We start from the raw sequence: 25,627 nt of genomic DNA, 5'->3' as shown, positions 1-25,627 counted from the left end.
CTATTTAATAAAACTTTTTAGCTACTCTCTTTCTTTTTCGTCAGTTCCCCACTAATACGAGAGTGGATAAAACAAAGTTTCCGTCGCGAAGCTAAATGTGGGAAGAACTCCCCGCATAAAACCTTTTTGCATCCCCTGTTTACCGAAGTAACCTCTGTCCGGAAATGAACGCCGAAGTTCCTGATATGGAAAGGAGAAGCGGTGCAAAGGATGCAGCCGATTCAAATCCGGATATCGCAATCTGTAATTCTTTAAGCAACGAACCAGAATGAATGCTGGTTGAAACTCGATCAGGAATCAAAACGATTGCGCCTCTTCCGACGGTCGTAATACATGTCGCTGCCACTTTATCGGAAGATGCAGATAAGCTCCACCGTCCCAATGTGGAAAACACGGCACTTAATTCATTTTTTCGATCAGCGCGCACCAGCAAAGGCAGCTATTTTTCGGAGGCCGTGGCCCTATCCGCGATCAATACAGGAATGCCGTCGACGATGGGATAACTGCGTCCGCACCCCTGGCAGACGAGATGATCGGCGTTCTGCAGTAAAGATCCGTGACATACGGGGCAGACGAGCATCGAAAGAATGGCGGAAAGGTCGTTCGGTGATTGCATGTGTGGGCCTCAATTACCATGAGATTAGAGCATTTTTCCTGCTGCGGTTGAAGCTGGATCCGAACATATACGGTTATAGGAGTCCGGACGAAGAGCTCTCGCCCGATTCATAGGAACGATTGGACGAAGGTCAGCGTAGTACGTTCGTTGTTGTGTTAACCGCAAGAAACAAAAATCCCCTCGAGCTGCGCTCGCACATTAAGGAAGGAAGCGAAGAATGACACGAGTTTTGGACGGCACTGCAATTGCCGCCGCAATCAAAAAGGAAGTCGCGGAAAAGGTACAACAGCTGACGGCGAAAGGCATTCGGCCGGGCTTGGCAGCAGTGCTTGTCGGGAATGTCCCCGCATCGCAGATCTATGTGCGCAACAAGGTACGTACCTGTGAAGAGCTGGGGATCTATAGCGATTTGATTACTCCTCCAGAGACCGTGACCACCGAAGAAATGTTGGCACTGGTTGCGGAACTCAATGCCCGCCCAGACATCGATGGCATACTGCTGCAATTGCCTATGCCCCCGCAGGTCGACGCAAAACGTCTGTTGGAGGCGGTCGATCCGGCAAAGGATGTAGACGGATTCCATCCTGTTACCGTAGGCAGAATGCTCGCCGGACAAGCTGGACTCGCTCCTTGTACTCCTGCCGGAGTTATCCAGATTCTTAAGAGAAGTGGCATTCCCATTGCAGGACAAAATGCTGTCGTCCTCGGACGAAGCGACATCGTTGGCAAACCGGTAGCCATATTGCTATTGCACGAAAACGCGACAGTTACGATTTGCCATTCCAAGACCCGTAATCTGGCCGATATTACCCGTCAGGCAGACATTCTGGTTGCAGCGATTGGACGGCCCGGTTTCGTTACTCCCGAGATGGTAAAGCCCGGAGCAACGATCATCGATGTAGGAATCAACCGGCTCACGAGCCGCGAGGAATTCGGTCTGTACTTCGCAGGCGATAAACGGCGGGAAGAGATGTTCATCCTGAAGGGCTCAACCATTGTCGGAGATGTCCATCCCAAGGCCTTCGAAGTTGCCGGAGCATATACGCCTGTTCCGGGAGGGGTAGGTCCATTGACAATCGCGATGCTGATGGCCAATACCGTGAAGGCCGCGCAGCTTCGCCGGGGAGTCTAGAGCAATTCCAGGACTGCACAGTTGCAGGTGGTCCTGGTGAAGGTATAGAGCAGGGACACAGCATTAGTTGTGCCTCGGTTTGCTAACAAAGGTAGGAGTTGGACAAAGTAGGTATTGTGTCAGGGCCGGACTTTAGAGCATTTTTCGCACATGTATAGACTTGCTGACGACAGCGAAGAGCGGCTTTCTTTAGCGGAAAGCCACATAAACTGTCGTGACTTGGTCTACTTCTTTGCGAAAAATGCTCTAGTCCGGCCGAAAGGTAGCCTCATCTTTTCCTTTGGCATTCTCGGTAAGCAATGTCAAAGGAGTAGTGGATTTTGAGAAGCCTCTTGAATACCTACACAAAACAGCACGATCGAACATTTGTTACCGAGAATGTCTCTGATTTTTTTGAAACGATTCCGGCAGGGCTGGAAGCCCTGCCCTGACACACACCATTCCCCTGAAATAGGGCTAGGTTTGGCAGCAGTCTGGAACACAGCCTTAGCTGTGCCTGAAATTCATAAGGACACGTAAGACTGCTGGCGAGAAGTCTGAAGCAATGTGCCCTTCCCTGGAAACTTCAGGGCTGGGCCCTTAGCTCTGATGGCAAAGGAGAATTGTCCTGATGTTGCGCGTAGGACTTACCGGAGGGCTTGGAAGCGGGAAGACTACGGTCGCCTCCATGTTCACAGCCCTGGGCGTGCATGTGATTGAAGCCGATGCGGTTGGCCGACAGCTCATGCAGCCCGGAGAGCGGGTTTACGAAGAGATCCTGCAGCATTTCGGCAAGGATGTCCTTCAGCCCGATGGCCAATTGGACCGGAAGAAGCTGGCCGCAATTGCCTTTGGCCAAAACCGTTTGGAAGAGCTGAATCGCATTGTTCATCCGGCTGTTATCGCTGCGCAAGAGGCCTGGGCAGCAAAGATCTTTGCCGCCGATCCTACCGCCATTGCCATGGTTGAATCGGCATTGATCTTCGAAGCTGAACGCTCGGGCACGGTACCGGAATGGCGTCAGCGTTTCGACCGGCTGATCCTGGTTACCGTTCCGGACGAGGTGAAGATTGCCCGTTATGTAGAACGGCTCTCCCCCGGAAAATGGGATGATGTTCTGGCCGAAGATGCCCGATCCCGCCTGGCAGCCCAGATTCCCGATCGGCAAAAGGCCCCTTTTTGCGATTATGTTATTGAAAACGTTGGCGATATCGAAAAGACCCGTCGCCAGGTAGAAACCATCTATCGAGAGTTGATATTGCAATCCTGCGCGACACCGGTTAACGAACCGGCGTCAGTAGAATCAGGAATAAGGAAGGACAAAAGCCGGTTATGAAATTTCGCCGCATTGTTTTATTTGTAGCTCTCATCGTTGTTGGGTTCTGGTTCTTCACCACACATCCGCTACATCTGCCTTGGGGCAGATCGTTGAGCTACTCTCCCTTGTCCTTGACAGAGGCTAATGCCCAACCTGCTTATGACTCGGAAGAACAAAACAATATCGCTGTGTACAAGCGAGCCCTGCCTTCGGTCGTGAACATCACCTCCACGCAGGTAGCCATCGATTTCTTCTTCCGCATGGTTCCGCAGCAAGGACAAGGATCGGGATTCATTCTGGACAAAGCAGGACACATCCTCACGAATTACCACGTAATCGCCGACGCCAACCGAATTGAAGTTACCCTCAGCGATAAGCATAAGTACAAAGCCAAGGTGATTGGCGGCGACAGACGGCACGATCTTGCTCTGTTACAAATTGAAGCTCCAAATCTGGAGCCCGCTATCTTGTCCGACTCGCGGCAATTGGTTGTTGGACAGAAGGTATATGCCATCGGCAATCCCTTCGGCTTGAGCGGTACGATGACTCGCGGAATTATCAGCTCCATCCGCTCGATTCAGGGACCTGAAGGAAATCCGATTGAAGACGCCATTCAGACCGACGCTGCAATTAACCCCGGCAACTCCGGTGGACCGCTATTGAACTCCCGCGGTGAGGTTATTGGCATCAATACCCTGATCGTCTCGCCCAATGGAGCGGATCAGAGCTCCGGTATTGGCTTCGCCATTCCTATCAATACAGCTAAGGCCGTTCTCGGTGATTTGACCCGCTATGGCAAAGTCCGGCGGCCATCTTTGGGCATTACTTCTCTTGAGATCGGGCCGGATCTGGCGCAGCAGATGGGACTGGCCGCGGATTATGGCGTGCTGATCCAGAAGATAGTTCCCGGTGGAGCAGCAGAGCACGCAGGCCTTCACGGCGGCAGCCAGCAGGCTTACCTGGGGAATATCCCGATCATGTTAGGTGGCGACTTGATCGTAGCTATCGATGGCCAAGAGATAGCGAACGCTCAAGATATCGCTCAGGTCATGGATAAGCACCAGATCGGAGATAACATCACTGTTACTTATTATCGAGGGCGCCGCAAACTGACTGCCCGGCTGACACTTTCGGAGGTACACGACCGCTCTGTCTAAAAGATCTTGTGACGAAGGAAACTGCAGTTGAAAGGAAAGACCATGAGCAGATGGACAGAAGCCGACATCCCAGACCAGCACGGGAAATTAGCAGTTATCACCGGAGCAAACAGCGGTATCGGCTTTCACACTGCGCGCCATCTGGCAAAGGCGGGCGCCGACGTTATCCTGGCTTGCCGGAACATAGAGAAAGCGCAGGCGGCGCAACAGCGCATCGTTGCTGAAACGCCTTCTGCTCGGGTAATTACTGCATGGCTGGATCTCTCCAGTCTGTCTTCTATCCGTCACTTTGCGGCCGCGTTCATGGAGCAGAAACGGCCGCTGGATCTTCTGATCAACAATGCCGGAGTCATGGCTCTTCCCCGCCGCCGTATTACGGAAGATGGCTTTGAGCTGCAATTTGGCACGAACCACTTAGGCCACTTCGCACTAACCGGGCTATTATTGGCTCCTCTTCTTGCGGCTCCCGCAGCACGTATTGTTACAGTTAGCTCAATCGCTCATCGCGGCGGGAAGATACGCTTCCATGATCTACAGTGGAGGCTGGGATATATGCCCTGGCCTGCCTACCGGCAATCGAAGCTTGCCAATCTGCTCTACGGTTTTGAGCTGGAGCGGCAGTTGCAATGGGCCGGGGCCCATGCATCAAGCATCGTTGTTCATCCCGGAGTAGCGAAGACAAACTTATTCGCCTCCGGTCCGGGTGCTTCCAGTGTGATCATGCGGAAGATGAGTGAAGTCGTCTTAGCTTTGGTTGCACAGAGTGACGAACAAGGAGCCTTGCCTACTCTTTATGGTGCGACATCACCGGATGCCCAAGGAGGGCACTTCTACGGCCCGGATGGTTTCCGCCAAATGAAGGGCTGGCCTGTTGAGGTTAAGGCTGAAGCTCAGGTCCATAACATGACCTTGGCGGAACGGTTATGGAGCGCTTCGGAAGAGCTTACGGGAGTACATTACGATCTGCCCCGCGCAAAATAATTTGTAACTAGAACCTGCTTTACGACCGTTTGACATAGCGGCGGTTGCGAATCTCATACTCACCTGAAAGCACGCGGGCAATCGCCTCGCTGTACGCCTGATGCTCTTCCTTGAGAATGCGCTCGGAGAGAGCGTGCGCGTCATCGGTATCTAGTACAGGCACAACCTTCTGCAAGATGATTACGCCGTGGTCCAATTCTTCATCTACGAAGTGGACCGTGCAGCCTGCAACCTTCGCTCCATAGACCAGAGCTTGCTCTTGTGCATCCAGACCGGTAAATGCCGGGAGAAGCGATGGATGGATATTCAATATCCGTTGAGGATATGCGCGAACAAACTCGGGAGAGAGCAGGCGCATGTAGCCAGCTAAACAGATCAGATCGATCCGATGCTCTTGAAGACAGCGCAATACGTCGGCATCGTGCTCTGCGCGCTTCCGTCCCTTAGAGACGAAGAGCTCAGTCTCCAGACCGCGCTCACGCGCGGCAATCAAGCCAGGAGCATCGGCCACATTGGAGATCACAACGCCGATCTCCGCTCCGGGAAGGCGTCCTTGCTGCAGATTGTCGGCGATGGCGAGGAAATTCGATCCTCGCCCCGATAGAAGAATTCCCAGGCGCTGCTTAGTCATTTACCGGCCTTCAACATTTAGGAGTAAACGACCTTACGATCACCCTTGATCGTGCGCCCGATTACGTAGAACTTTTCTCCTGTGCGGTCAAAGAGCGACTTTACGCGCTTCACCTTCTCGGCGGGAATCACGACGATCATGCCGATGCCCATATTGAAGGTCCGCAGCATCTCGTCCTGAGCAACAGCTCCAAGATCCCGCAAGTGCTCAAAGATCGGAAGAACCGGCCAGCTGCCAAGCTCAATCGAAGCAGAGATGTGTTTGGGCAGAATGCGGGGCAGATTCTCCGTGATTCCGCCGCCTGTGATGTGGGCCATACCCTTCACGAGACCGGCAGCCATCAGCTTCTTAATGACAGGCAGATAGCTGCGATGGATCTTCATCAGGGCAGCACCAGCCTTATCCTTCAGCTCATTTACATACTGATCCGGCTTATATCCGGCTACGTCGAAGAAGAGCTTCCGGGCTAGCGAATATCCATTGGTATGCAAGCCGGTGGAAGGCAAGCCGAGTAGTACGTCGCCGACTCCGATGGTGTCGCCGGTGATGACCTTATCCTTATCGACCACGCCGACGATGAAACCGGCCAGATCGTATTCGCCATCGGCATAGAAGCCTGGCATCTGGGCCGTTTCGCCACCGATCAAGGCGCACCCGTTGGCACGGCAGGCATCAGCCATACCCTCAACGATCTTCTCGGTTACCTCGTTATCGAGACGGCCGGAGGCCAGGTAATCGAGGAAGAAGAGGGGTGTTGCACCCTGCACGGCAATGTCGTTGACGCAGTGATTGACCAGATCGGCACCCACCGTGTGGTGAATCCCCAGCTCGAAGGCAATCTTCAGCTTTGTTCCGACACCATCGGCAGAAGAGACCAGTACCGGATTGGCGTAGCGGCTCGTGTCGAGCTTGAAGAGGCCTCCGAAACCGCCAATTTCGCTTAAAACCTGGCGATTAAATGTCTTCTTGGCCAAAAACTTGATGCGTTGTTTGGCGCGATCACCTGAAGAGATGTCTACGCCTGCATCGGCGTATGTGATAGGCGTATCGGAGGTCTTTTTGGGCTGCACTGGCAGACTTTCTGTAATGGGATGCCGACCACGTGCTTACAAAGAGTGTGGCTCTGGTCGGAAGGCTCAGTTTAGCACTCTGGAGCAGGCAAACGGCAGGGGGAGGGCCGTGATTGATCAACAACAAGCGGGTTTTTCCGTTCCCGATACTACAAACAGCCTTTCCAGAGCGGCTTTGCCACCGCCGGAGAATATATTTGGTAGCCGGTTGGCCAAGTTCCCTACCAAACCAACCGCCCATATACTGGAGCGGATGCCAAGATCATTGAACCGCTCCCGTCAGTTGCAGAAACGTGCCGAAACCTACATGCCCGGCGGCGTGAACTCCCCGGTAAGAGCTTTTCGCGCTGTGGGCGGAGATCCCCCATTCATCGAGCGTGCGGAAGGGGCCCACCTCTGGGATGTGGATGGAAACCGATACGTGGACTACTTCGGGTCCTGGGGACCGATGATCCTGGGCCATGCTTTCCCTCCCGTAGTGGAGGCCATCCAGAAAGCCGCTGCCCGCTCGGCCAGCTTCGGAGCCTCTACTCCTCTGGAAGGGGAGCTGGCTGAAATGATCGTTGCAGCCTATCCCTCGATCGAAAAGCTGCGTTTTGTCAGTTCTGGGACGGAAGCCACCATGTCGGCAATCCGGCTGGCGAGGGCCTATACCGGCAGGCAGTATGTCATCAAGTTTGAAGGCTGCTATCACGGCCATGCGGATGGACTGCTGGTCAAAGCCGGTTCGGGAGTAGCAACCTTTGGAATTCCCGGCTCAGCAGGAGTTCCTGACGAAGTCGCGCATTGGACGCTGGCTCTCCCCTTCAATGACCGGACGGCAGTGGAAGCAGCATTCGCCCAACATCCGAATGAGATTGCCTGCATCATTCTGGAACCCGTCGTGGGAAACGCGGGCTGCATCCCTCCGGCTCCCGGATTCCTTGCTGCGCTGCGTGAAATTACCGAAAAGGCCGGAACAGTTCTAATTCTGGATGAGGTTATGACCGGATTCCGGGTCGCATACGGTGGCGCACAGCAGTTCTATGGAATCCGCCCGGATATGACGACCCTGGGGAAGATCATCGGCGGGGGACTCCCCTGCGGAGCCTTCGGCGGCAAAGCAGAGATCATGAATATGCTCTCCCCTCTGGGGCCCGTCTACCAGGCCGGGACCCTTAGCGGAAATCCGCTGGCAATGGCTGCGGGACTGGCAACAATCGATTACCTGCGAAGCAGCCAGGTAGAGATCTATTCCCTGCTGGACAAGACTACGACGGCTGTGACCAAGGGTGTCTGCGCAGAAGCGGCAAAGGCTGGCGTACCTCTGACGCTAAACCGCGTCGGAGCGATGTTTACCTGGTTCTTTACTTCGAAACCGGTCACGGACTATACCTCCGCTGCCGCAAGCGATACTGCGGCCTTTGCGCGTTTTCATCGGGCAATGCTGGAATCCGGTATCTGGCTGCCGCCTTCGCAATTTGAAGCAGCGTTCACCAGCACGGCTTTAGGTGTGGAAGACATTACTCAAACCATCGAAGCCGCAAAGAAGGCTTTTGCCGAGGTAGTCAAAGGCCAATAGCCGAGCAAGAACGAAGCTATGGTCTTCAGCACGAATCAGTTAGAGAAATGCACTAGCGAGTTGAAGACCAGGCATCCACAGTAACGAAATGGCTGTCTTTGGAGTAATGGCTTAGTAGGGCATCTACCGCAATCACAGTTCTGCCCCGGTCTTCTCCAATGCCGGCCTGCCCACCATCATGCAAAAGGACGTTGCTGCCCCGGTGGTGCTTGCGATCCCGGGCAATCTCTCTCTCCAGCCGGGTGGAGATGCACTCTGCACAGGAGGCATCCCAATCGTGGCCCATGGCTGTCCAGAGTACCGGCGTTAGATTGAGTTCGCGGGCCGCGGCCAGAACATCGGGACGACGGGCTCCATGCGGAGGCCGGAAGTAGCGGACTGGCTCTCCAAGAGCATCTTCCAACGCAGAGTTACAGGCTGCCAGCTCCTCACGAACCTTGGAGGGCTTTTGAAAGAGAAGAACCGGATGAGTATAGGTGTGGTTTCCAACCAGATGACCTGCTTGGCGCACCATACGAACCAGATCAGGCCGTTGGCGGGCAAAGCGCCCAATGAAGAAAAAAGTAGCATGCACCTGGTGATGAGCCAGGATATCGAGCAAACGCCCCGTCCATGGGTCATTGGGCCCATCGTCAAATGTCAGGGCAATTTCCGACGGATCGCTCCCGGAAAGAACAGTGTGGCCAAAGATCTGAGAGGTTGGCCACATAGCAGCATAAGCATATCCGCCTGCGACAAGCCCTGCCGTAAGGCCGGTCGCAGCAAACTCGACAAGCATAAACACCAGTTTAATCTTTAGGGCTTGAGAAGAAGAGGCAAGAATGATATCTTTGCTTTTTCTTCGCTCTCCTAGAGCAGGAGCATCTCAAGATGGCTAATCTCTTTGAACCGCCCCGCTTTGTGGCGATAGAGGGTCCTATCCGTGTAGGAAAGTCGACACTGGCCAACATCCTGGCAGAAAACCTCCATGCGCGACGTATTACCGAGCCTGAGAACAATCCATTTCTCGATCAGTTTTATGCAGGGCAGAAGAGCACTGCTTTCGAGACTCAGATGTGGTTCCTGATGGAGCGCTATGAGCAATTGCGGGCACAGCAACCCGATGGACTGGATAGGATTCCAGTCATTGCCGATTATCTTTTCGAAAAAGACAAGATCTTTGCATGCCTGAACTTAAGTGACGAGGAACTTAGTCTCTACAATCGCTACTACAACCGTTTTCGCAGAGAGATTGTTACTCCCGATCTAGTGATTTATCTGCACGCTTCTCCGGAAGTTTTGAAGCAGAGACTGCGTCGTAAAGGAGTTCCCGGCGAGAAGGCCATCAGCGATCAATATGTCGAACAGGTCGCCGCAGCTTACGAGCACTTCTTCTTTCATTACACGCAAAGCGATCTACTGGTAATCGATACCTCGCAGATCGACTTCGTGCAAAAGAACGAGGACCTGCAGCTCTTGCTGAACCGGCTTTCAGAACCGATCAGGGGAACGCAGTATTTCCTGCCGTTGAGCAATCCTGCTCTAGTGCGACAGAAATATGGAATCGCTTGTTAACAGGCTCCAGTTCTTAAGAGCATCTCCCTTATAGAGACACGCTGATCGAAGTTACAACGATGCAGCTTTCTCGCCAATCCAGCAAATCAAAGATTCATTTGCCGGAAACTCATCCTTGGCGGAAAGCTGTATAGCGACTACGCTTTCTCTTTCTTCATGTCCTCAAAAAAATGAATTTCTGTTCAGCGATGATGCTTAAAGAACTCGTCCAATTCGGACCAGCAACTTATCGCCGAGCTGTGCAAACAGCCGTACGAATGGCGTATACTCACGGTGGTTCGGGCGGTATCCCTGCTTTTCACAATGGGGGAACTGCACTGGAGATGAGACATGAGTCTGACAAACTTCCGCACAGCGGACAGCAGTGGCGCTTCCCGCTTGATTCCAGAAAAAATCACAGTCCCCACCTTCGCTGAAAAGAAAAGCAATCGTCGGCCTATTACTTCGCTTACTGCTTACGATTACGCGACCGCTCGTCTTGTCGATGAAGCGGGCGTCGACATGATTCTGGTAGGCGACTCTCTGGCCATGGTCGTCATGGGCTTGGAATCGACTCTTGCCGTGACCGTCGATGAGATGCTGCATCATACGCGGGCTGTGCGCAGAGCGGTGCGGCGTGCACTTGTGGTCGCCGATATGCCCTTTGGCAGCTATCACACCAATGTTGAAGAAGGTGTTCGCAACGGTATCCGCTTTGTAAAAGAAGCCGGTGCTGAAGCCGTAAAGGTCGAGGGCGGCGAAGAACGAGTCGAACTCGTAAAAAGATTAGTTGCAGCAGAGGTACCGGTCGTAGGACATCTGGGCCTTACTCCGCAAAGCATTCATCGCATGGGCGGCTACCGCGTTCAGGGTAAAACTGCAGATGCAGCAAAGAAATTACGGCAGGATGCGCAGGCACTGGAAGAGGCCGGAGCTTTTGCCCTCGTGCTTGAAGGTATTCCACGCGAAGTGGCTAAGAAGATTACGGCGGAGCGCAAGCTTTCCACCATCGGTATCGGTGCAGGACCGGATTGCGATGGACAGATTCTCGTTCTTCACGATTTAGTCAATCTTACGTTTAATCCGCCAGCTAAATTTGTACGTCGTTACGGTGATGCGGGAAAGGTGATTCGTGAAGCTGTAGAAGCCTACAAGATCGATGTAGAAGCACGAATCTTTCCCAGTGACGAAGAAAGTTATCATCTTCCTCGCTCGAATAAATCGAAAGCTGCCGTAGCACGGCAGAAGGCCTGATACATTCCTCGCATCAATCTATGTCAACCTCGGGAAGATCGCGCAGCTTTTCTCTAAAGGAAGCTGCGCTCAATATCATTGAATAACGCACAGCAATGCGAGAAATGCTTTCATGCAAACAATACAAACAGTACAAGAGTTAAGACAGTGGACAGCGCAGGCACGCCAGCAAGGACTGCGCATCGGCCTGGTTCCTACAATGGGTGCGCTTCACGCAGGACACCTTTCCCTGGTAAAAGCAGCGCGGCAAAGTTGCGATCGTGTTGTTGTCTCGATCTTCGTTAATCCCACGCAATTCGGACCGCAAGAGGACTACTCCCAATACCCTCGCACGCTTGAGAAAGACTGTGCTCTGCTTGCCGGGGAAGGCGTAGATGTAGTCTTCGCACCACCAGTAGAAGAGGTTTATCCCTCCGGAGCAGCAACCTTTGTCGAGGTCGAAGGCCTAAGTAATCGATTGGATGGAGCCTCGCGTCCCGGACATTTTCGTGGAGTGGCAACTGTCGTTTCCAAACTCTTCCTCATGACGACACCGCATCGTGCTTTCTTTGGACAAAAGGATGCAGCGCAAGTTGCAGTACTGCGCAAGATGGTTCGGGATATGCATTTTGACCTGGAACTTGTTGTCTGTCCGATTGTCCGCGATAACGATGGATTGGCACTGAGCTCTCGAAATGCGTACCTCAGTGCAGAAAAGCGGAAACAAGCACTGGTGTTGAGCCGGGCGGTTTTCCGCGTTCAGGAACTAGCGAAGCAAGGAATCATAGAGGCAGAAACGCTGAAGGCTGCAGTTCTATCCGTCTTCGCCGAAGAACCGCAGGTTCGCATCGACTATATCGTCGCAGTCAATCCAGATACCCTCGAAGAAATCTCAAGTATCAATCACGGTGCCTTATTTGCAGTAGCGGCATGGGTCGGTTCGACACGACTCATCGATAACATCGTGATCCCACCGGTATCTTAGAGTTAAGGAAGGCAGTGCGGTTCAAGCGAGAGTGTAAAACATAAGAGCTGCAGTATGTTCCAAAGGTGGGTGCCCATACGATTCGCATCTCTTCACGAATCGTATGGGCACCCCTTCGCTTCTTTTATGGAAGGCCTCTTACGGTTAGCCCCATATTCCAACCGTAGTTCTAGACAAAACCAGCGTTATATATCTACGCTGGTTTTGCTCTAATTCGACTGCGGCGGAGCAGGAGGCATTCTTTCATGCCCACCGTGCTCTTCATGCTCTGGAGGAGGAATGAATTTTTCGGGATGACCATGTCCACGATGACAAGTGCCACACGAAACGGCTTCCGGCCTCTCAGGAATTTGCGAGATATATTTCTGATTTAGCTCCTGAGTCATGCTGAGCATTAGGCGAGCTGTTTTCTTTTCATCCTTGCCGTCATCGGCGAAGTTATACCGTCTTCGTCCAGCCTGTGCGGTGGCAGCGGCATCGAGAGTGTGGCAGTAACCGCAATTGACTCCGAGTTGGCCCTCCCAGGCATGCATGATATCGAGAAGCTTGTCTCCCGATATGTCTTTCGAAAGAACCTGCAGATTCGTTGGTTTCGGGAGAGTCCGTCGCCGGGGAGGATTGGCAGCGGGAGATGAAGATGCAGCAGAACTTTGCGCAATGACCATAAGACTGCCAGACAGCAAACCGGCAAGAGCGAGGAACAGGGGAAGCGTTCGACTCTTCAAAATTGCCTAACTCCTGTAATTGAAATGTCTACTGGACGACAGAAGAACATGCTTTGACGCAGGAAAAGAGATTTTCTTTTTGTCATCTTGGAGTTTTCTTGACGCATTCGACGGGCCATACTAAAGGTATGGGAAAAACTGCGATTCTCTTTGACCTGGACGGTACTCTGACCGATTCCAAGCCAGGCATCCTAAATTGCCTCAGAAAGACCCTGGTAGCGCACAACATCCAGTGGGAAGGTTCGCTCGACCGGTTCATTGGCCCTCCCGTTGAAGACTGGGCAAAAGAACTCCTGCCAAACGGCGATGAGCAGGCACAAGCACAGATAGCTGCCGACTATCGAAGCTGTTATGACCAAAAGGGCTGGGCTGAAAATTCTGTCTATCCTGGCATTCCCGAACTATTGAAGGAATTAAAGGAACGCGGCTTCTCTCTCTACGTCTGTACTTCCAAGCAGGAGCACTTCGCAGTAAGAATCCTTAAGAAATTCGGCTTGGCTGAATACTTCACCACAATTCATGGTGATCGCGCCGAATTCACCAGCCACAGCAAAGTCGATCTGCTGGCTCATCTGCTGATGCAGGAGTCTCTCGATCCCGCAACAACATGGATGGTCGGAGACCGTAGATTCGATCTTGAAGCAGCAAAGGCGAATGGCGTCCGTTCCATTGGTGTAGGTTTTGGATATGGGAGCATGGAAGAGCTGACGGCATGCAATCCTACCGCTATATGCCCAACTCCAGCAGACATCCTTGATCTTTTCAGTGAGGAAACATCAGCGCCCGGAAACACAAAGGTTTCCCTTCACCAGGAAGCGTAAGGGAAGATCCGCGGCCTTGCGAATGCCAATACGGGGAGTCGCAACGATCTCCTTCACATCGAAACCGTCGTCGGCAACCTGCAAGGGCGATTCCGGCTGTGTTACGTCTACGCCATTGAGGGCTTGACGAGTGATCTCCAAGGCCTGACAGAGTCGCCCTGGTCCTGAGGTAAGGCGTCGAATTGCACCATTTTGGGGCAATCCTCGACGCTTTGCCATCTCTTCTACCCCACTCACAGGTTCTAGGGCTCGCAGCAGAACGCATCCCGCCTGCCCTTCCGGCTCACAGGAAAAGTTCAGACAATAATACATGCCATAGATGAAATACACGTAGGCATGTCCGGCTGGCCCAAAGAGGACGGCGTTGCGAACGGTTAATCCAGCATAGGCGTGAGCTGCAGGATCTTTCGCTCCCAGGTAGGCTTCCACTTCGACAATCCGGCCTACCAATTTCTTCCTGCCGATCTTTCGAATCAGTAGTTTACCGAGTAGTGAAGGGGCTACCTCGGATGGTTCACGTTCGTAAAACGTACGGGGCAATAAGCTAACATCTGGCATGTGCTGGCATCTAATGTATAGGAAAGATTTTCTATTTTTTTCACGGAAGAAACTGGAGGAAAGAATGATGAAACATCGGAATCGGATCCCAGCCATATTGGCGTGGGTTATGGCCATTCTCGCGCTGGGCGTTGTGAGTGCAGCTGCGCAGGATGACGGCCCGGTGCAAGATCCTCCACAGACTCAGCAATTGCGGAGCAGTTCCGATGCACGTATTCCATCTGGAGCCAAGATCATTGTCCGAATCAGCCAGGAGGTTAGTTCCGCCTCGGCCACTAGCGGCCAGAGGTGGACTGGAACGCTGATCAACGATATTCGAGATGGCGACAAGGTTGTGGCACCGCAGGGCTCTACTGTGAACGGAATCGTGACCGAAGCCAAATCCTCCGGAAGACTCGGAGGGAAAGCGCTGTTGTCGCTTCAAGTGACGTCTATAAACGGAATCTCAGTTGCAAGTGATACATTGAGCCGCGACGGAGCCGGTCATACAAAGAGTAATGTTGCCAAGATCGGTGGCACCGCTGCTGCCGGTGCAATTTTAGGTGGCCTCTTTGGCGGCGGCAAGGGAGCGGCTATCGGCACAGTTGCCGGAGCCGGAGTCGGAACTGCTGGAGCAGCAGCATCCGGGAAGAAGGAAGCAGTAATCCCACAAGAGACGGCTCTTACTTTCACCGCACAATAAACAAAAGTTGAATTGTTGAATAAAAAAGGGCTGCAATGCAGCCCTTTTCGTTTATTCACAGCTTTTCAAAACAATGCTATGCGTTTTCTTTTTGCCACTCCTTGATTGCGGCCAAGACCTCTTCGGCATGTCCTTCTGGCTTTACCTTCGGAAAGACCTGCACTAAGGTCTGGTCAGGACCAATTAGGAATGTAGTACGCTCAATGCCCCAAACCTTCTTGCCGTACATATTCTTTTGCTTCATGACACCAAACTGATTGCAGACTTTTTCGTCTACATCAGCAAGGAGTGTGTACGGAAGGTCATACTTGGTTTTGAAGTTCAACTGAGCCTTGGGTGTATCGCGTGAGATCCCCAATACAACAGCCCCAGCCTTTTGGAGCTTCTTGAAGGTATCGCGAAAACCACAAGCTTCAATGGTGCACCCCGGAGTATTGGCTCGGGGATAAAAGAAAAGGACAACCGGCTTCCCGGCGTAATCTGACAGATGAACCGTATTTTCCTGCTCATCCTGAAGAGTAAAATCGGCAACTTTCTCGCTGATTTCCATGGGGAACTTCCTTTGTTGCAAGGATTGTGTTTAGAAACCAAATGCAGCACAGAGATACACTGCTTGTGCAAAGAGATTATTTCGCAGGAGAGCGGTGTATGTCATTGAATCCGAGCAGAAAGAAGCGACATCTAGCTCGCCTGTTCCTCTATTCCTGTCTTGTGGCCTCGGCCTCGCTCTCATTGCAGGCACAGTATCCAGGGAAAGCTGCTGAGGCAGACAAAGCAGCCCCCAGTCCGCGCTCGGTTGCGGTTCTGGAATGGACAGGGGACACCGACAAACCATCAGCCAGCCGGCTCGTGCCGATAACAATCTTTGATCAGGGAGACTTTCAGGATGGAGGGCTCTATATGGCCCGGCCTGCTCCCCTGTCGGTCATGTCTGAAACTCTCTATGAGCTTCAACAGAGCGGGGTTCCCAAGGGCTTTTTTAATGTGACCCAGGCAGGCAGAGTAGAAGATTCATGGTTCGGCTACGGTCTACGTCAGCCTCTGCAAAAGCCCAAGCCTGTAAAGGCCGGCTCTAGCGATCTCACTCCGTCGGTAGTAATAGATGTGGATGATGACAGGCCACACCTGAAGCGCCACCCCGGCAGTGGAGCTCCGGAAGATGCAGGCAAACCGGGGAGTGCTCCAACCGCGACCAGCCCAAAGGCTCCAGCAGACCAGAAGAGTACTCAGGCAAACACAACTCCGGCAGCACCTGACGATCCCGACCGGCCACACCTCCGCAAGCGTCCAAAAGATGCGGGAACACCTGCGGCTGAAGCTGGCGTGGAAGCAATGACAACGCCTGCCGCAGCAAATGATCCAGATCGGCCCCGCTTATCTCGCGGACAGCCGAAAGAAACAGCCATTGTTGCAGATAAGCTCACCGGAACTCCGGCAAACCTGAACCAGATCGTCGCGGTATCGGATGCCGCCGAACGCCCCGAACATAACTTTGCATATAACTGGGCCAATAGCGAGGAAGAATCTACAGCCAAATCGGCTCTAGAGCAATTGGCATGGAAAGAGATCGCCCCTTCCACTCCAGCCACTGAACCACCGGCACCCACAAGACCTTCAGTGCGTCGAACCACTAAAAGGCGTGTTGCGGCTGCCCCAACAGAACCGGCGAAACCGCAACCCCATTTTGTAGATGAACAATTCAAAGCTTTCGAATTGGCTTACGGCAGCGGATCCACAATAGTCTTCTCTGCTCGTACAGATGGAGAAGGAGCAAGCCAGCATTTTGTAACGATCATTGCGCAGCCGGACCTGTATGGAAAACCGCAAATCCTGTTGAAACGAGTTACTGACGGTGTGCACCTGGACCAGATTCCGCAGATGCGGCTAGTCGATGCCGTCGATGCAGATGGAGATAACAGAGGAGAACTACTCTTCGAATTACGTGGTCCGTCGCATAGGCAGTTCGCTTTATATCGAGTAACCCATAACCATGCGGAGCAACTCTTCGCAACCGCTACGCTGCCCTAGATTCGCTGACCGAGAAGACCCCCACCTATAAGATATTGGGTCCTTCAGTTCCGCTATATATGCGAAGGCCGGTGGTTGTTATCCACCGGCCTCAGTATTTATCGCCACTTAGGGCACTATGGCTTAGGTAACTGTGTCGTATCCCAACCGCCACCTAACGCCCGGATCAGCTGCACACTTGCAGAGAATCTTCTTGTAAGAACACTAGCCTCTGTACGCTGATTCTGCAGCTTGGCATTCTCCGCTGTAAGGACCTCAAGATAGCTGGTTACTCCGCCCTTATACCGTAGTGTCGATATCGATAGTGAACGTTCGGCAGCAGCTACAGCATTCTTTTCCGTCGCAGCTTCGGTCTCCAGAATTCTGAGTGTAGATAGCTGGTCCTCGACTTCCTGGAATCCGGAAAGTACACCCTGACGATAATCGGCTACATTTGCCTCGTAGGCATCCCGCGCCTGCTGCGTCAAAGCTTTGCGGCGTCCTGCATCGAACAAGGTTTGCAGCGCAGACCCTCCAAGAGACCAGAGCGTACTGGGCCCCTGAATCCAAGTCCCAGGATATCGACTATCAAAACCGCCGGAACTTCCCAGCGTAATGGTGGGATAGAAGGCGGACATCGCAAATCCAATCTGGGCATTCGCAGCCGCAGCTCGTCGTTCTGCTGCAGCAATGTCCGGACGGCGTTCAAGCAGTTGCGATGGCACGCCGGTAGGAATCGAGGGCAAAGACAATGCCAAGGGAGAGGGCGGCAAACTGAAGGTGGACACCGGCTCGCCCACCAAAACAGCTATGGCATGTTCGAACTGGGCACGAGCTACCCCTACATCAATATCCTGTCCACGCGTTGTCTCCAGCTGAGTCTGAGCAAGAGCTACATCGGCATCGGTAGCAACGCCACTCTGAAAACGCTGTCGAGTAAGTTCGTACGCATGCTCAAAATCAGCAACAGTATTGTCGAGAAGCTGTTTTTGCAGATCGAGACCACGCAACTCGAAATAGTCCAGTGCCAGTTCGGCCCGGATACTTAGCTCGACATTTGCAAGATCCGCAGCACTTGCTTGTGCCGACGCTCCTGCCGCTTCAACTGTGCGACGGATGCGCCCCCAGAAGTCGGGCTCCCACGTTACCTGCCCCTGCAGCGCAAAGTCGTTGTAGTTGGACGGTGAGGTGCGTGAATAAAGAGGACGATTATTCGATTGCTTTGTCCGCGAGGCCGATATGCCTGCAGCAAGCGTCGGATAGTAATCGGACCGGGCTACTTTGACCTGTTCACGCGCTTGCATATAGCGGGCTGTAGAAGCACGCAACGTCTGATTCCCAACAGCAATCTTTTCTTCCAGCGTATTCAATTGAGGGTCCTGATAGATCTCCCACCATTTCCCTTTGAGCATTCCATCGCTTGGCTCTGCAGGCTTCCAACCACCATTGGGAATCTGCGGAGGCGGTACTGCTGCAACGTTCGAAGAACCTTCCTTATAAGCCGGAGGAGCCGGAACAGCCGGACGCTGATAGTTAGGCCCAACCCTGCAGCCAGTCAACCAGGCAGAAGCGGTTAGGAGCAACGAACATCCCAGAACACGCCAACAAAAGGGCTCTGAACTCATTCCTTTCCTTCTCCCTGACTCTTTCTTTCGTTCTCTTCTACCTCCTGCTTGGTAACAACACGAACGAGTTCTCCATCCACCAACGCGTCGGGCGGATTCTGGATGACCTTTGTATTCTGGTCGATTCCGCTTATCACCTGCACAGTTTTGCCGTCATCCTGTCCTATCACGATGGGAACCAATTTCGCTTTATTACCATCGACTACAGTGCCGACCTGTAGCCCCTCCTGACGAAACATCAAGGCAGAAACGGGCAAGATGTAGGATTGGACGGGAGCATTTACTTTGAAATGAACCTGCGTGAATGCTCCGGGCAGCAATTCGCCCTTCTTGTTATCCACATCGACTTCCACAAGCAGCGTGCGGGAAGCGGGATCTATCGCATTTGCGGTTCTAACTAATTTCCCTTGGAAAGTTCTTCCTGGATGCTCCGCAAAGGTAAGGTCTGCAACAAGACCCGACTTTATCTGAGTAGAATAAATCTGCGGCACATTAACAAAAACGCGAAGGGTACCGATCGCCTGGAGATGGAAGAGCTCTCGATTGGCACCTTGATCGATAAGCTGTCCGACATCGGTATTCCGGGCCGTGATCACTCCATCAAACGGGGCATAGAGCTTCTGGAAGGACTGTAGTTCTTTCAGGCGCTGCACATTTGCCAGGGCCGACCTTACGGCAGAACTCGTGGCGGCAGCCTGCGTAGTGAATTGATCTGTATCTTGCTTCGATACTGCGCTTGATTGTAACAGTCCCTGATACCGTGTCGCGTTGACCTTTGCATTCCCAGCATTTGCTTCAGCTGTTGCCAGATCGGCCTGCGCTTGTAGCAATTGCTGATCGACTTCAGGAGTGCTGATGACAGCCAGAAGGGCACCCTTCTTCACATGCGCGCCGATATCGTAAAACCACTTCTGCAGATATCCATTTGTACGTGCATAAATTGGAGCATCCGAATAAGCGGTGATATTGCCCGGCAATACAATTTCATTCGAAGTGCTACCGGGCTGCAGGGTCACTAGCAGCACAGTAGGCGCGGCCTGCTCAGCAGTGCGTTTGCGCAAATCGGCCTTCGCACGAGCTCTTGGCAGAATGCTGGAAACGGCAATCACAATTACGATCAAAAAGAAAACTCCAACAATAACGGCTGCCCGGCGGCTGGAAGCCGGAGAAGGCCGGTTTGCTGGCGCTTGCGACGAAGATGCCTGTTGAGGGCTATGCTCCTGCATGTTCATGGTTACGCATGCTCCGTGGAAGTCTGCGGACCTTCCGGGTTGACCTGTTGCCGTTTCTCCAGATTCGTCCGACGACGCCGTCCTATCCAGGAGTGCAGCAAACTAAAGAATGTTGGGACAAAAAATAACGTAGCCAAAGTGGCAAAACACAGACCGCCAATCACAGCCCGACCGAGAGGAGCATTCTGTTCCCCACCTTCGCCCAAGCCCAAAGCCATGGGAACCATGCCGATGATCATGGCTAATGCGGTCATCAGCACAGGCCGGAAGCGAATAAAGCCTGCATTCAGCGCAGCACTTCTGGCATCGCCGACCAGCACTAACATCTCATCACGCGCAAAATTCACCACCAGGATGGAGTTAGCTGTAGCGACGCCCATACACATGATGGAGCCAGTAAGTGCAGGCACACTCAGATGAGTATGTGTCAGGAATAGCATCCAGACAATACCAGCCAACGCTGCCGGAAGCGCGGCAATAATGATGAAAGGATCCAACCACGACTGGAAGTTTACGACGATAAGTAGATAAACCAGCAATATGGCAAAGATCAATCCTCCGATCAGACCGAGGAAGGCCTTATTCATCGTTTCGACCTGGCCGCGAATTGCGACGCGTGAACCGCGCGGAAGCTCTTTGGTATGAGTAGCGACAATACCGTCAATCGCCTTGGAAACACTACCTAGATCGGTATCGACCACATTGGCATATATATCGATTACCGGCTGAATGTCATAGTGATTAACTGTTCCCAGTTCCGCCCCCGGAGTAATAGAAGCCAGGTTCCCGAGAATCTGCATGGAAGGTGTCGGAACGCGAGTTTCAGGCACGACGGAAACATTTGAGACAGAACCGCTATGCGTAATCGGGATATTTTGCAGATCTTGCAACGTATCCAAATTGTATTGAGGAGACTGCACAGCAATGCTATAGCTCACGCCATTCTGCGGATTCAGGAAAAATGACGGCGTTGTCTGAAAGCTTCCGCTCAACGCCACCAGCAAACCACTGGCTACATCGCGCTGAGAGATTCCTATGTTTTGCGCCTTGGTGCGATCTACATCGAGAAAGAGCCGTGGATAGTCGAAAGGCTGCTGGATACGAGCATCGGCGGCACCGGGAATGTACTTAACCTCATTCAGTAACTTCTCGGCATAGGCGCGGTTTCCATACAGATTTGGTCCGGAAATCTGGATATCGATTGGAGCTGCCAGCCCTTGATTGAGAATCTGCGTCACCATATCGACAGGCAGAGTATAGAAAGTCATACCTGGAAACTTGGCGGCGAGCGTTTCACGCAACTTACTGATATAGGTATCTGTCGGCCGATGTTTCGGAGTGAGCTGCACAAAAATGTCGGCATCGGCAGGTCCAATCGTAGCGGAATTCGAATAGGAGAGATTGAGGCCGCTATAAGGAACACCGATGTTATCGATGATCGTCCCCATCTCTTCGGCGGGAACCTCCTGGCGGATTACTTGCTCCACCTGATCACATATTCGTGCCGTTTCTTCAATACGAGTTCCCGTAGGCGCGCGCAGGTGCAATTTGAACTGGCCACTATCGATGCTCGGGAAGAAGTCTTCTCCCAGCCAGTTAAAAAGCAAGGTACAAGAACCAACCGTGAAAACCAGGAAGAGCACCATGAAAACGCCTGCGTGGTGCACGCAAACCACCAGAGCACCATGGTAGCCGTTTCGGACTCTTTCAAATCCCGCTTCGAATGCGCGTTGGAATCGGACAAAAGGGTTTCGACTTGCACGGCCGAGTTCTCCATTGGCTTCCTCGTGCTCTTTGAGCAGATACTTCGCCATCATCGGCACAACTGTTCGCGAGAGGAAATAAGAAGCCAGCATGGCGAAGATTACAGCTTCCGCCATCGGAACAAAGAGATACTTTGCCACTCCGCCCAGGAAAAACATGGGGACGAAAACGATACATATCGAAATCGTCGAGACGAAGGCGGGTACCGCAATCTCGGCAGACCCGTCGAGAATTGCCTGCTCCAGTTCCTTCCCCATTTCGAGATTACGATCGATATTTTCAATCGCAACCGTGGCATCATCGACCAGGATACCGACGGCCAGAGCCAATCCTCCCAAAGTCATGATATTGATCGTCTCGCCGAGAGCGGAAAGCATGATGACGGAAGAAAGGATCGATAGAGGAATGGAAACGGCGATGATGAGCGTACTACGCCAGCTTCCCAAGAAGACCAGGATCATGATGCCGGTAAGGCAAGCTGCAATTACGCCCTCACGAACTACACCACTGATAGCGGCCCTGACAAAGATCGATTGATCCGAAGTGGGATGAATTTGCAGTTGCGGCGGCAACTGTGCAGCGATATATGGCAGTTTTTCGCGAATGCCGCTGATGATGTCTAGAGTCGAGGCTGAGCCGGTCTTCATAATTGTCAGCAACGAAGCTCTCGACCCATCGACACGTACGATGTTGGTCTGAGGAGGAAAGCCATCTCGAACATGCGCGACGTCTTTGATATAAACAGTGGCGCCATTTACTGTTCGAATGGGAAGGTTGTTCAACCCTTCGACAGTTGTCGGACTGCTGTTTGTTTCTACCGAATACTCGCGCGTCCCCAGTTTGACGGTACCTGCCGGGGTAATCAGATTTTGAGCAGAAACAGCGCTCACTACATCCGTAGGAGCAAGGCCCTTGGCCTGCAGCGCTTCCAGATTCAAATCAACTTGAATTTGGCGCTGTTTGCCACCATAAGGTAATGGGATCGAAGCCCCTTCCACAGTGGCTAACTGAGTACGAATGAATTGCTGCCCATAATCATAGAGCTGCTGCTCGTTGAGACCTTGTCCTGAAAGTGAAAGCTGCAGAATCGGCACACTCGAAGCGCTGTAGGTAATCACCAGCGGCGGCTGAGTTCCGGCAGGTAAGGAACGAAGTGCACTCTGTGAGATAGCGGTTATCTGTGCGATTGCGGCGGGAAGGTTTACACGCGGCTGGAAATAGACCTTAATGACCGCAATCCCGTTCAGCGATTGAGATTCGATATGCTCAATATCGTTTACCGTCGTCGTCAGGCCGCGCTCGCTGTTGGTCACGATGCGGTTCGCCATCTCTGGCGCTGAAAGACCGTTGAAACTCCAGATAATGGAAACGACAGGGATGTTGATCGACGGAAAGATATCGGTCGGCGTATTCAATACCGCAAGAGGACCGAGAATAAGCAGTAGAAGAGCAAAAACAGCAAAGGTATAGGGTCGCCGTAGCGCCAGACGAACTATCCACATATATTCTTCAACTCACTCCTTGCGGCGTTCCACATCGACAATGACTCGCGAACAGCATTCCATTTCACTGAATACCGTCGATTTATCGGTGCCCACCTACATTAAAGAGCAAAACACTATAAGACTGCGCACCGTCCGCTGCTGAAATGCTCAACGGTCACTGCGGAGAAAGCTATCAGGAGTTCAGCCTGACTCGTGAAACATGAAATCCTTCGAATTCACAGTTAAGGATTTCATCGTCTCAACTGAAAACCTTGCCTATGCCACTCTTGTAAGTGTATTTCGATTGAGCTTGAATTGCACCGCTTTCCTGTTAAAGCAGGCCAGAGTTATTCACGGAAGCTAGAGCACTTCCCGCAAAGATGTTAGGGATCTGAGAACAGAAGCCTTTGCGCTATACCGATGCTGGAAACGCTCTAGAAATTCAACCTCTTGAAGATTCGCTGAGGAATCTTCTTCACCACCCACATGATCACGGTCCAAAACGCGGGAACGTAGACAATATCTTTTCGCGCAGCAATCGCTCGTAAAACGCCGAGGCCTACCTCCTGAGGAGAGGCAAATAATGGACCTTGGCGCAAATGCGCCGTCATAGGAGTAGCAACAAATCCCGGACGAATCGTCAGAACATGGACGCCGGAACGGTCGATGCGATTTCTCACTCCATCGAGATAGACATTCAATCCGCCTTTACTGGCCCCGTAAATATAGTTGCTCTTTCTGCCTCGATCACCCGCTACCGAAGAGATAACGGCGAGTGTTCCTTGATGAGTTGCTTCAAAATAGTTCGCGAGCCAGGTGATTAACGAAACAGGAGAAAGAAGATTGGTACGAAAGACGGCTTCCGCCTGGGAGTAAGATGCTTGCGCCTCCTCTTGGTTTCCCAGAATTCCATGTGCAATCAGCGCCATCTCGATTGTTCCGAGTGTGGAGGCCGCATCTTCCAAAATGGAAGGGTGTAAGGCCATATCGTTCAAATTGGCAACACGCGCCGCTACGGAACCCGCACCTCTAACCGTGAGATCACTGGCAACGGCCCTTAGCTTGTCCTCGTCGCGAGCAACCAGATAGAAATGAGCTCCACGTGTCGCCATCAGCCGCATGATTCCAATGGCAATCGCCGATGTTGCGCCTAGGACAAGTACCTTGGAGGGAAGATTCTCTGGAATCTTAAGCATTTGCCGTAACCCTCTGCCAAAATGCGGAACTGAAAGCAGGGTCGATGTATCGGGAAAAATGCTGCCACTGAGGATAGAAGCGCTGGAAATAAGCTGGCGCCATTCGCGCATCCTTGGCTGGATAGATACGCCCACCATGCTCAGCAGTTATATGTACGAGGCGATCGTAGAGACGAAATGTCTCTTCACCTTGAATAGGAAAATCGACAGCCAGAGTAACTCCCGGCATAGGGAAAGACATGATTCCTGGGGACGGCACTTTCCCGAACATCTTCAGAACAGCCAGAGGAGACGCAACTCCCATCTTCGAGATCTCCATCAAAAGGGCAACGATTCCCTGCTGACTCTGATCCTCCGGAAGGACACACTGAAACTGCAATGCTCCTTTGTTTCCATAGACCCTATTCCAATTCAGGATTGAATCAAGAGGATAGAAGAAGGGGGCATAGGAAATGAGCTTCTTGACTCGAGGTTTCCATTGCTTGCGATAGTAGAACTCGTTCAATACTCGGATGGAATATCGGTTCAGGAGAAACCCCGGCATCAAAAAGGGGATGTTGAGTTTAGTCTCTTCTTCAACTTCTAAAGGGGCCGGCACTCTGGAGTGTGAACCCTGCATGAAAATGCCGCGAAAGAAGTTCTTCCCTCGCGCATTGCAATCGACCCAGGCAACGGTATATTCGTTGGGCGCAGAAGCTTGCGAAAGTGCAAGGAACTCATCGAAGCCATGGAATTGGATACCCTCGTAATCCACCTTTGGAGAAACAATTGGGTGCAATTGAATATCTGCCCAGGTGATCAAACCGGTCAGCCCCAAGCCACTGATGGTTGCACAATACCAATCCGGATCTTTATTAGGGGAACACTCAGCACGGCCACCGTCGGAACGAACTAATTCCAGCCGAAGAACATGGCAACCAAAGGTTCCCGCAACGTGATGATTTTTTCCATGAACGTCATTGGCAATGGCACCTCCGACGGTGACATATTTTGTTCCTGGAGTAACGGGTAGAAACCAGCCTTTGGGAATGCAGAACCGCAGAATCTCTGCCAGCGTTACACCTGCTTCGCAGCGAATAACCCCTGTCTGCGGATCGAAAGCCAAGAAGCGATCCATGCTCGGAGTCTTTAGGAGCGTTCCACCCTCAAGAAGGCAAACGTCGCCATAACTCCGCCCCAAACCCACTGGCAGCATCTTCGTTACGGCAAATCGGCTCGAAGGAAAATCGGAACGCCATGCGATCGGAACCACCTCTGCTTGTAAAGAGGGGTACCGGCCCCACGACTCGAATTTTGGAGAAGAACTTTTCTCAGCCACGATGTAGATCGTACCGCGT

At 52.5% G+C, this 25,627-nt stretch carries 23 protein-coding genes; 11 read left to right on the top strand and 12 right to left on the bottom strand.

Going from position 1 to position 25,627, the window contains the following annotated elements; translation table 11 throughout:
- Positions 1 to 439: 439 nt before the first annotated feature.
- On the bottom strand, positions 440 to 616 hold the full coding sequence (locus AC6I7T_RS17660; protein ID WP_497788721.1) for a Trm112 family protein: 177 nt from the start codon (positions 614 to 616) through the stop codon (positions 440 to 442).
- A 217-nt stretch (positions 617 to 833) separates the two neighbouring features.
- Here AC6I7T_RS17660 and AC6I7T_RS17655 point away from each other — a divergent pair, with 217 nt between their 5' ends.
- The 4 genes from AC6I7T_RS17655 (at position 834) to AC6I7T_RS17640 (ending at position 5,183) form a co-directional block, all read left to right on the top strand.
- Positions 834 to 1,748 (top strand): bifunctional 5,10-methylenetetrahydrofolate dehydrogenase/5,10-methenyltetrahydrofolate cyclohydrolase, encoded by a 915-nt coding sequence (locus AC6I7T_RS17655; RefSeq protein WP_497788720.1) that lies wholly within the window; start codon positions 834 to 836, stop codon positions 1,746 to 1,748.
- 610 nt (positions 1,749 to 2,358) lie between these two features.
- A complete protein-coding gene (gene coaE / locus AC6I7T_RS17650; protein ID WP_497788718.1) occupies positions 2,359 to 3,063 on the top strand; it encodes a dephospho-CoA kinase in 705 nt (234 codons plus the stop codon).
- Positions 3,060 to 4,202 carry a S1C family serine protease gene (locus tag AC6I7T_RS17645; RefSeq protein WP_497788717.1) on the top strand — a complete coding sequence of 381 codons (1,143 nt, stop codon included), beginning with the start codon at positions 3,060 to 3,062 and terminating at the stop codon, positions 4,200 to 4,202. The genes coaE and AC6I7T_RS17645 overlap by 4 nt, the downstream gene beginning before the upstream one ends.
- Positions 4,203 to 4,244: 42 nt before the next feature.
- Positions 4,245 to 5,183 carry an oxidoreductase gene (locus AC6I7T_RS17640; RefSeq protein ID WP_497788715.1) on the top strand — a complete coding sequence of 313 codons (939 nt, stop codon included), beginning with the start codon at positions 4,245 to 4,247 and terminating at the stop codon, positions 5,181 to 5,183.
- A gap of 19 nt (positions 5,184 to 5,202) precedes the next feature.
- On the opposite strand, the gene purN is transcribed toward AC6I7T_RS17640, so the two are convergent.
- Complete coding sequence (purN, locus tag AC6I7T_RS17635) at positions 5,203 to 5,814, bottom strand: phosphoribosylglycinamide formyltransferase (RefSeq protein WP_497788713.1); 612 nt, start codon at positions 5,812 to 5,814, stop codon at positions 5,203 to 5,205.
- A gap of 17 nt (positions 5,815 to 5,831) precedes the next feature.
- Entirely contained in the window at positions 5,832 to 6,884 is a 1,053-nt protein-coding gene (gene purM, locus AC6I7T_RS17630) for a phosphoribosylformylglycinamidine cyclo-ligase (protein ID WP_497788712.1), read from the bottom strand.
- A 253-nt stretch (positions 6,885 to 7,137) separates the two neighbouring features.
- On the opposite strand from purM, the gene hemL reads away from it, so the two are divergent.
- Entirely contained in the window at positions 7,138 to 8,445 is a 1,308-nt protein-coding gene (hemL, locus tag AC6I7T_RS17625; RefSeq protein WP_497794617.1) for a glutamate-1-semialdehyde 2,1-aminomutase, read from the top strand.
- A gap of 52 nt (positions 8,446 to 8,497) precedes the next feature.
- Here the strand turns inward: hemL and AC6I7T_RS17620 are convergent, their stop codons facing one another.
- Complete coding sequence (locus AC6I7T_RS17620) at positions 8,498 to 9,223, bottom strand: polysaccharide deacetylase family protein (protein WP_497794616.1); 726 nt, start codon at positions 9,221 to 9,223, stop codon at positions 8,498 to 8,500.
- A 92-nt stretch (positions 9,224 to 9,315) separates the two neighbouring features.
- On the opposite strand from AC6I7T_RS17620, the gene AC6I7T_RS17615 reads away from it, so the two are divergent.
- The 3 genes from AC6I7T_RS17615 (at position 9,316) to panC (ending at position 12,196) form a co-directional block, all read left to right on the top strand.
- Positions 9,316 to 9,999 carry a deoxynucleoside kinase gene (locus AC6I7T_RS17615; RefSeq protein ID WP_497788710.1) on the top strand — a complete coding sequence of 228 codons (684 nt, stop codon included), beginning with the start codon at positions 9,316 to 9,318 and terminating at the stop codon, positions 9,997 to 9,999.
- A gap of 330 nt (positions 10,000 to 10,329) precedes the next feature.
- Positions 10,330 to 11,232: a 3-methyl-2-oxobutanoate hydroxymethyltransferase gene (gene panB, locus AC6I7T_RS17610; RefSeq protein WP_497788709.1), complete on the top strand. Its 903-nt coding sequence runs from the start codon at positions 10,330 to 10,332 to the stop codon at positions 11,230 to 11,232.
- A 112-nt stretch (positions 11,233 to 11,344) separates the two neighbouring features.
- On the top strand, positions 11,345 to 12,196 hold the full coding sequence (panC, locus tag AC6I7T_RS17605) for a pantoate--beta-alanine ligase (RefSeq protein WP_497788707.1): 852 nt from the start codon (positions 11,345 to 11,347) through the stop codon (positions 12,194 to 12,196).
- Positions 12,197 to 12,405: 209 nt separating this feature from the next.
- On the opposite strand, the gene AC6I7T_RS17600 is transcribed toward panC, so the two are convergent.
- The gene (locus AC6I7T_RS17600; protein ID WP_497788706.1) at positions 12,406 to 12,921 is read right to left on the bottom strand and encodes a c-type cytochrome; all 516 of its coding nucleotides are present in this window, start codon (positions 12,919 to 12,921) and stop codon (positions 12,406 to 12,408) included.
- 98 nt (positions 12,922 to 13,019) lie between these two features.
- On the opposite strand from AC6I7T_RS17600, the gene AC6I7T_RS17595 reads away from it, so the two are divergent.
- On the top strand, positions 13,020 to 13,742 hold the full coding sequence (locus AC6I7T_RS17595; protein WP_497788704.1) for an HAD hydrolase-like protein: 723 nt from the start codon (positions 13,020 to 13,022) through the stop codon (positions 13,740 to 13,742).
- Here the strand turns inward: AC6I7T_RS17595 and AC6I7T_RS17590 are convergent.
- A complete protein-coding gene (locus tag AC6I7T_RS17590) occupies positions 13,698 to 14,300 on the bottom strand; it encodes a DNA-3-methyladenine glycosylase (RefSeq protein ID WP_497788702.1) in 603 nt (200 codons plus the stop codon). The genes AC6I7T_RS17595 and AC6I7T_RS17590 overlap by 45 nt on opposite strands.
- 64 nt (positions 14,301 to 14,364) lie before the next feature.
- Here AC6I7T_RS17590 and AC6I7T_RS17585 point away from each other — a divergent pair, with 64 nt between their 5' ends.
- Positions 14,365 to 14,982 (top strand): hypothetical protein, encoded by a 618-nt coding sequence (locus AC6I7T_RS17585; RefSeq protein ID WP_497788701.1) that lies wholly within the window; start codon positions 14,365 to 14,367, stop codon positions 14,980 to 14,982.
- A 76-nt stretch (positions 14,983 to 15,058) separates the two neighbouring features.
- Here AC6I7T_RS17585 and bcp read toward each other — a convergent pair whose 3' ends face one another.
- A complete protein-coding gene (bcp, locus tag AC6I7T_RS17580; protein WP_497788699.1) occupies positions 15,059 to 15,532 on the bottom strand; it encodes a thioredoxin-dependent thiol peroxidase in 474 nt (157 codons plus the stop codon).
- Between the two features lie 98 nt (positions 15,533 to 15,630).
- On the opposite strand from bcp, the gene AC6I7T_RS17575 reads away from it, so the two are divergent.
- The gene (locus AC6I7T_RS17575) at positions 15,631 to 17,010 is read left to right on the top strand and encodes a hypothetical protein (RefSeq protein ID WP_497788698.1); all 1,380 of its coding nucleotides are present in this window, start codon (positions 15,631 to 15,633) and stop codon (positions 17,008 to 17,010) included.
- Positions 17,011 to 17,126: 116 nt separating this feature from the next.
- Here AC6I7T_RS17575 and AC6I7T_RS17570 read toward each other — a convergent pair whose 3' ends face one another.
- From AC6I7T_RS17570 to AC6I7T_RS17550, 5 genes are all read right to left on the bottom strand, one after another.
- On the bottom strand, positions 17,127 to 18,614 hold the full coding sequence (locus AC6I7T_RS17570) for an efflux transporter outer membrane subunit (RefSeq protein WP_497788696.1): 1,488 nt from the start codon (positions 18,612 to 18,614) through the stop codon (positions 17,127 to 17,129).
- On the bottom strand, positions 18,611 to 19,846 hold the full coding sequence (locus AC6I7T_RS17565) for an efflux RND transporter periplasmic adaptor subunit (protein ID WP_497788695.1): 1,236 nt from the start codon (positions 19,844 to 19,846) through the stop codon (positions 18,611 to 18,613). The genes AC6I7T_RS17570 and AC6I7T_RS17565 overlap by 4 nt, the downstream gene beginning before the upstream one ends.
- A 2-nt stretch (positions 19,847 to 19,848) precedes the next feature.
- Complete coding sequence (locus tag AC6I7T_RS17560) at positions 19,849 to 23,112, bottom strand: efflux RND transporter permease subunit (protein ID WP_497788693.1); 3,264 nt, start codon at positions 23,110 to 23,112, stop codon at positions 19,849 to 19,851.
- A 416-nt stretch (positions 23,113 to 23,528) separates the two neighbouring features.
- The gene (locus AC6I7T_RS17555; RefSeq protein WP_497788691.1) at positions 23,529 to 24,290 is read right to left on the bottom strand and encodes an SDR family oxidoreductase; all 762 of its coding nucleotides are present in this window, start codon (positions 24,288 to 24,290) and stop codon (positions 23,529 to 23,531) included.
- The gene (locus AC6I7T_RS17550) at positions 24,283 to 25,608 is read right to left on the bottom strand and encodes an FAD-binding oxidoreductase (protein ID WP_497788690.1); all 1,326 of its coding nucleotides are present in this window, start codon (positions 25,606 to 25,608) and stop codon (positions 24,283 to 24,285) included. The genes AC6I7T_RS17555 and AC6I7T_RS17550 overlap by 8 nt, the downstream gene beginning before the upstream one ends.
- Positions 25,609 to 25,627: the final 19 nt, after the last annotated feature.

The sequence above is a fragment of the Humiphilus diazotrophicus genome (assembly GCF_059726315.1).
This window is presented reverse-complemented; position numbering and strand designations above follow the sequence as displayed.

Coding starts and splice junctions, on each gene's coding strand:
- AC6I7T_RS17620 (WP_497794616.1), bottom strand. CDS start 9,223: ATGCTTGTCGAGTTTGCTGCGACCGGCCTTACGGCAGGGCTTGTCGCA.
- AC6I7T_RS17615 (WP_497788710.1), top strand. CDS start 9,316: ATGGCTAATCTCTTTGAACCGCCCCGCTTTGTGGCGATAGAGGGTCCT.
- AC6I7T_RS17640 (WP_497788715.1), top strand. CDS start 4,245: ATGAGCAGATGGACAGAAGCCGACATCCCAGACCAGCACGGGAAATTA.
- AC6I7T_RS17570 (WP_497788696.1), bottom strand. CDS start 18,614: ATGAGTTCAGAGCCCTTTTGTTGGCGTGTTCTGGGATGTTCGTTGCTC.
- AC6I7T_RS17645 (WP_497788717.1), top strand. CDS start 3,060: ATGAAATTTCGCCGCATTGTTTTATTTGTAGCTCTCATCGTTGTTGGG.
- bcp (WP_497788699.1), bottom strand. CDS start 15,532: ATGGAAATCAGCGAGAAAGTTGCCGATTTTACTCTTCAGGATGAGCAG.
- AC6I7T_RS17555 (WP_497788691.1), bottom strand. CDS start 24,290: ATGCTTAAGATTCCAGAGAATCTTCCCTCCAAGGTACTTGTCCTAGGC.
- AC6I7T_RS17575 (WP_497788698.1), top strand. CDS start 15,631: ATGTCATTGAATCCGAGCAGAAAGAAGCGACATCTAGCTCGCCTGTTC.
- purN (WP_497788713.1), bottom strand. CDS start 5,814: ATGACTAAGCAGCGCCTGGGAATTCTTCTATCGGGGCGAGGATCGAAT.
- AC6I7T_RS17560 (WP_497788693.1), bottom strand. CDS start 23,112: ATGTGGATAGTTCGTCTGGCGCTACGGCGACCCTATACCTTTGCTGTT.
- AC6I7T_RS17655 (WP_497788720.1), top strand. CDS start 834: ATGACACGAGTTTTGGACGGCACTGCAATTGCCGCCGCAATCAAAAAG.
- AC6I7T_RS17590 (WP_497788702.1), bottom strand. CDS start 14,300: ATGCCAGATGTTAGCTTATTGCCCCGTACGTTTTACGAACGTGAACCA.
- hemL (WP_497794617.1), top strand. CDS start 7,138: ATGCCAAGATCATTGAACCGCTCCCGTCAGTTGCAGAAACGTGCCGAA.
- AC6I7T_RS17565 (WP_497788695.1), bottom strand. CDS start 19,846: ATGAACATGCAGGAGCATAGCCCTCAACAGGCATCTTCGTCGCAAGCG.
- panC (WP_497788707.1), top strand. CDS start 11,345: ATGCAAACAATACAAACAGTACAAGAGTTAAGACAGTGGACAGCGCAG.
- coaE (WP_497788718.1), top strand. CDS start 2,359: ATGTTGCGCGTAGGACTTACCGGAGGGCTTGGAAGCGGGAAGACTACG.
- AC6I7T_RS17585 (WP_497788701.1), top strand. CDS start 14,365: ATGATGAAACATCGGAATCGGATCCCAGCCATATTGGCGTGGGTTATG.
- panB (WP_497788709.1), top strand. CDS start 10,330: ATGAGTCTGACAAACTTCCGCACAGCGGACAGCAGTGGCGCTTCCCGC.
- AC6I7T_RS17660 (WP_497788721.1), bottom strand. CDS start 616: ATGCAATCACCGAACGACCTTTCCGCCATTCTTTCGATGCTCGTCTGC.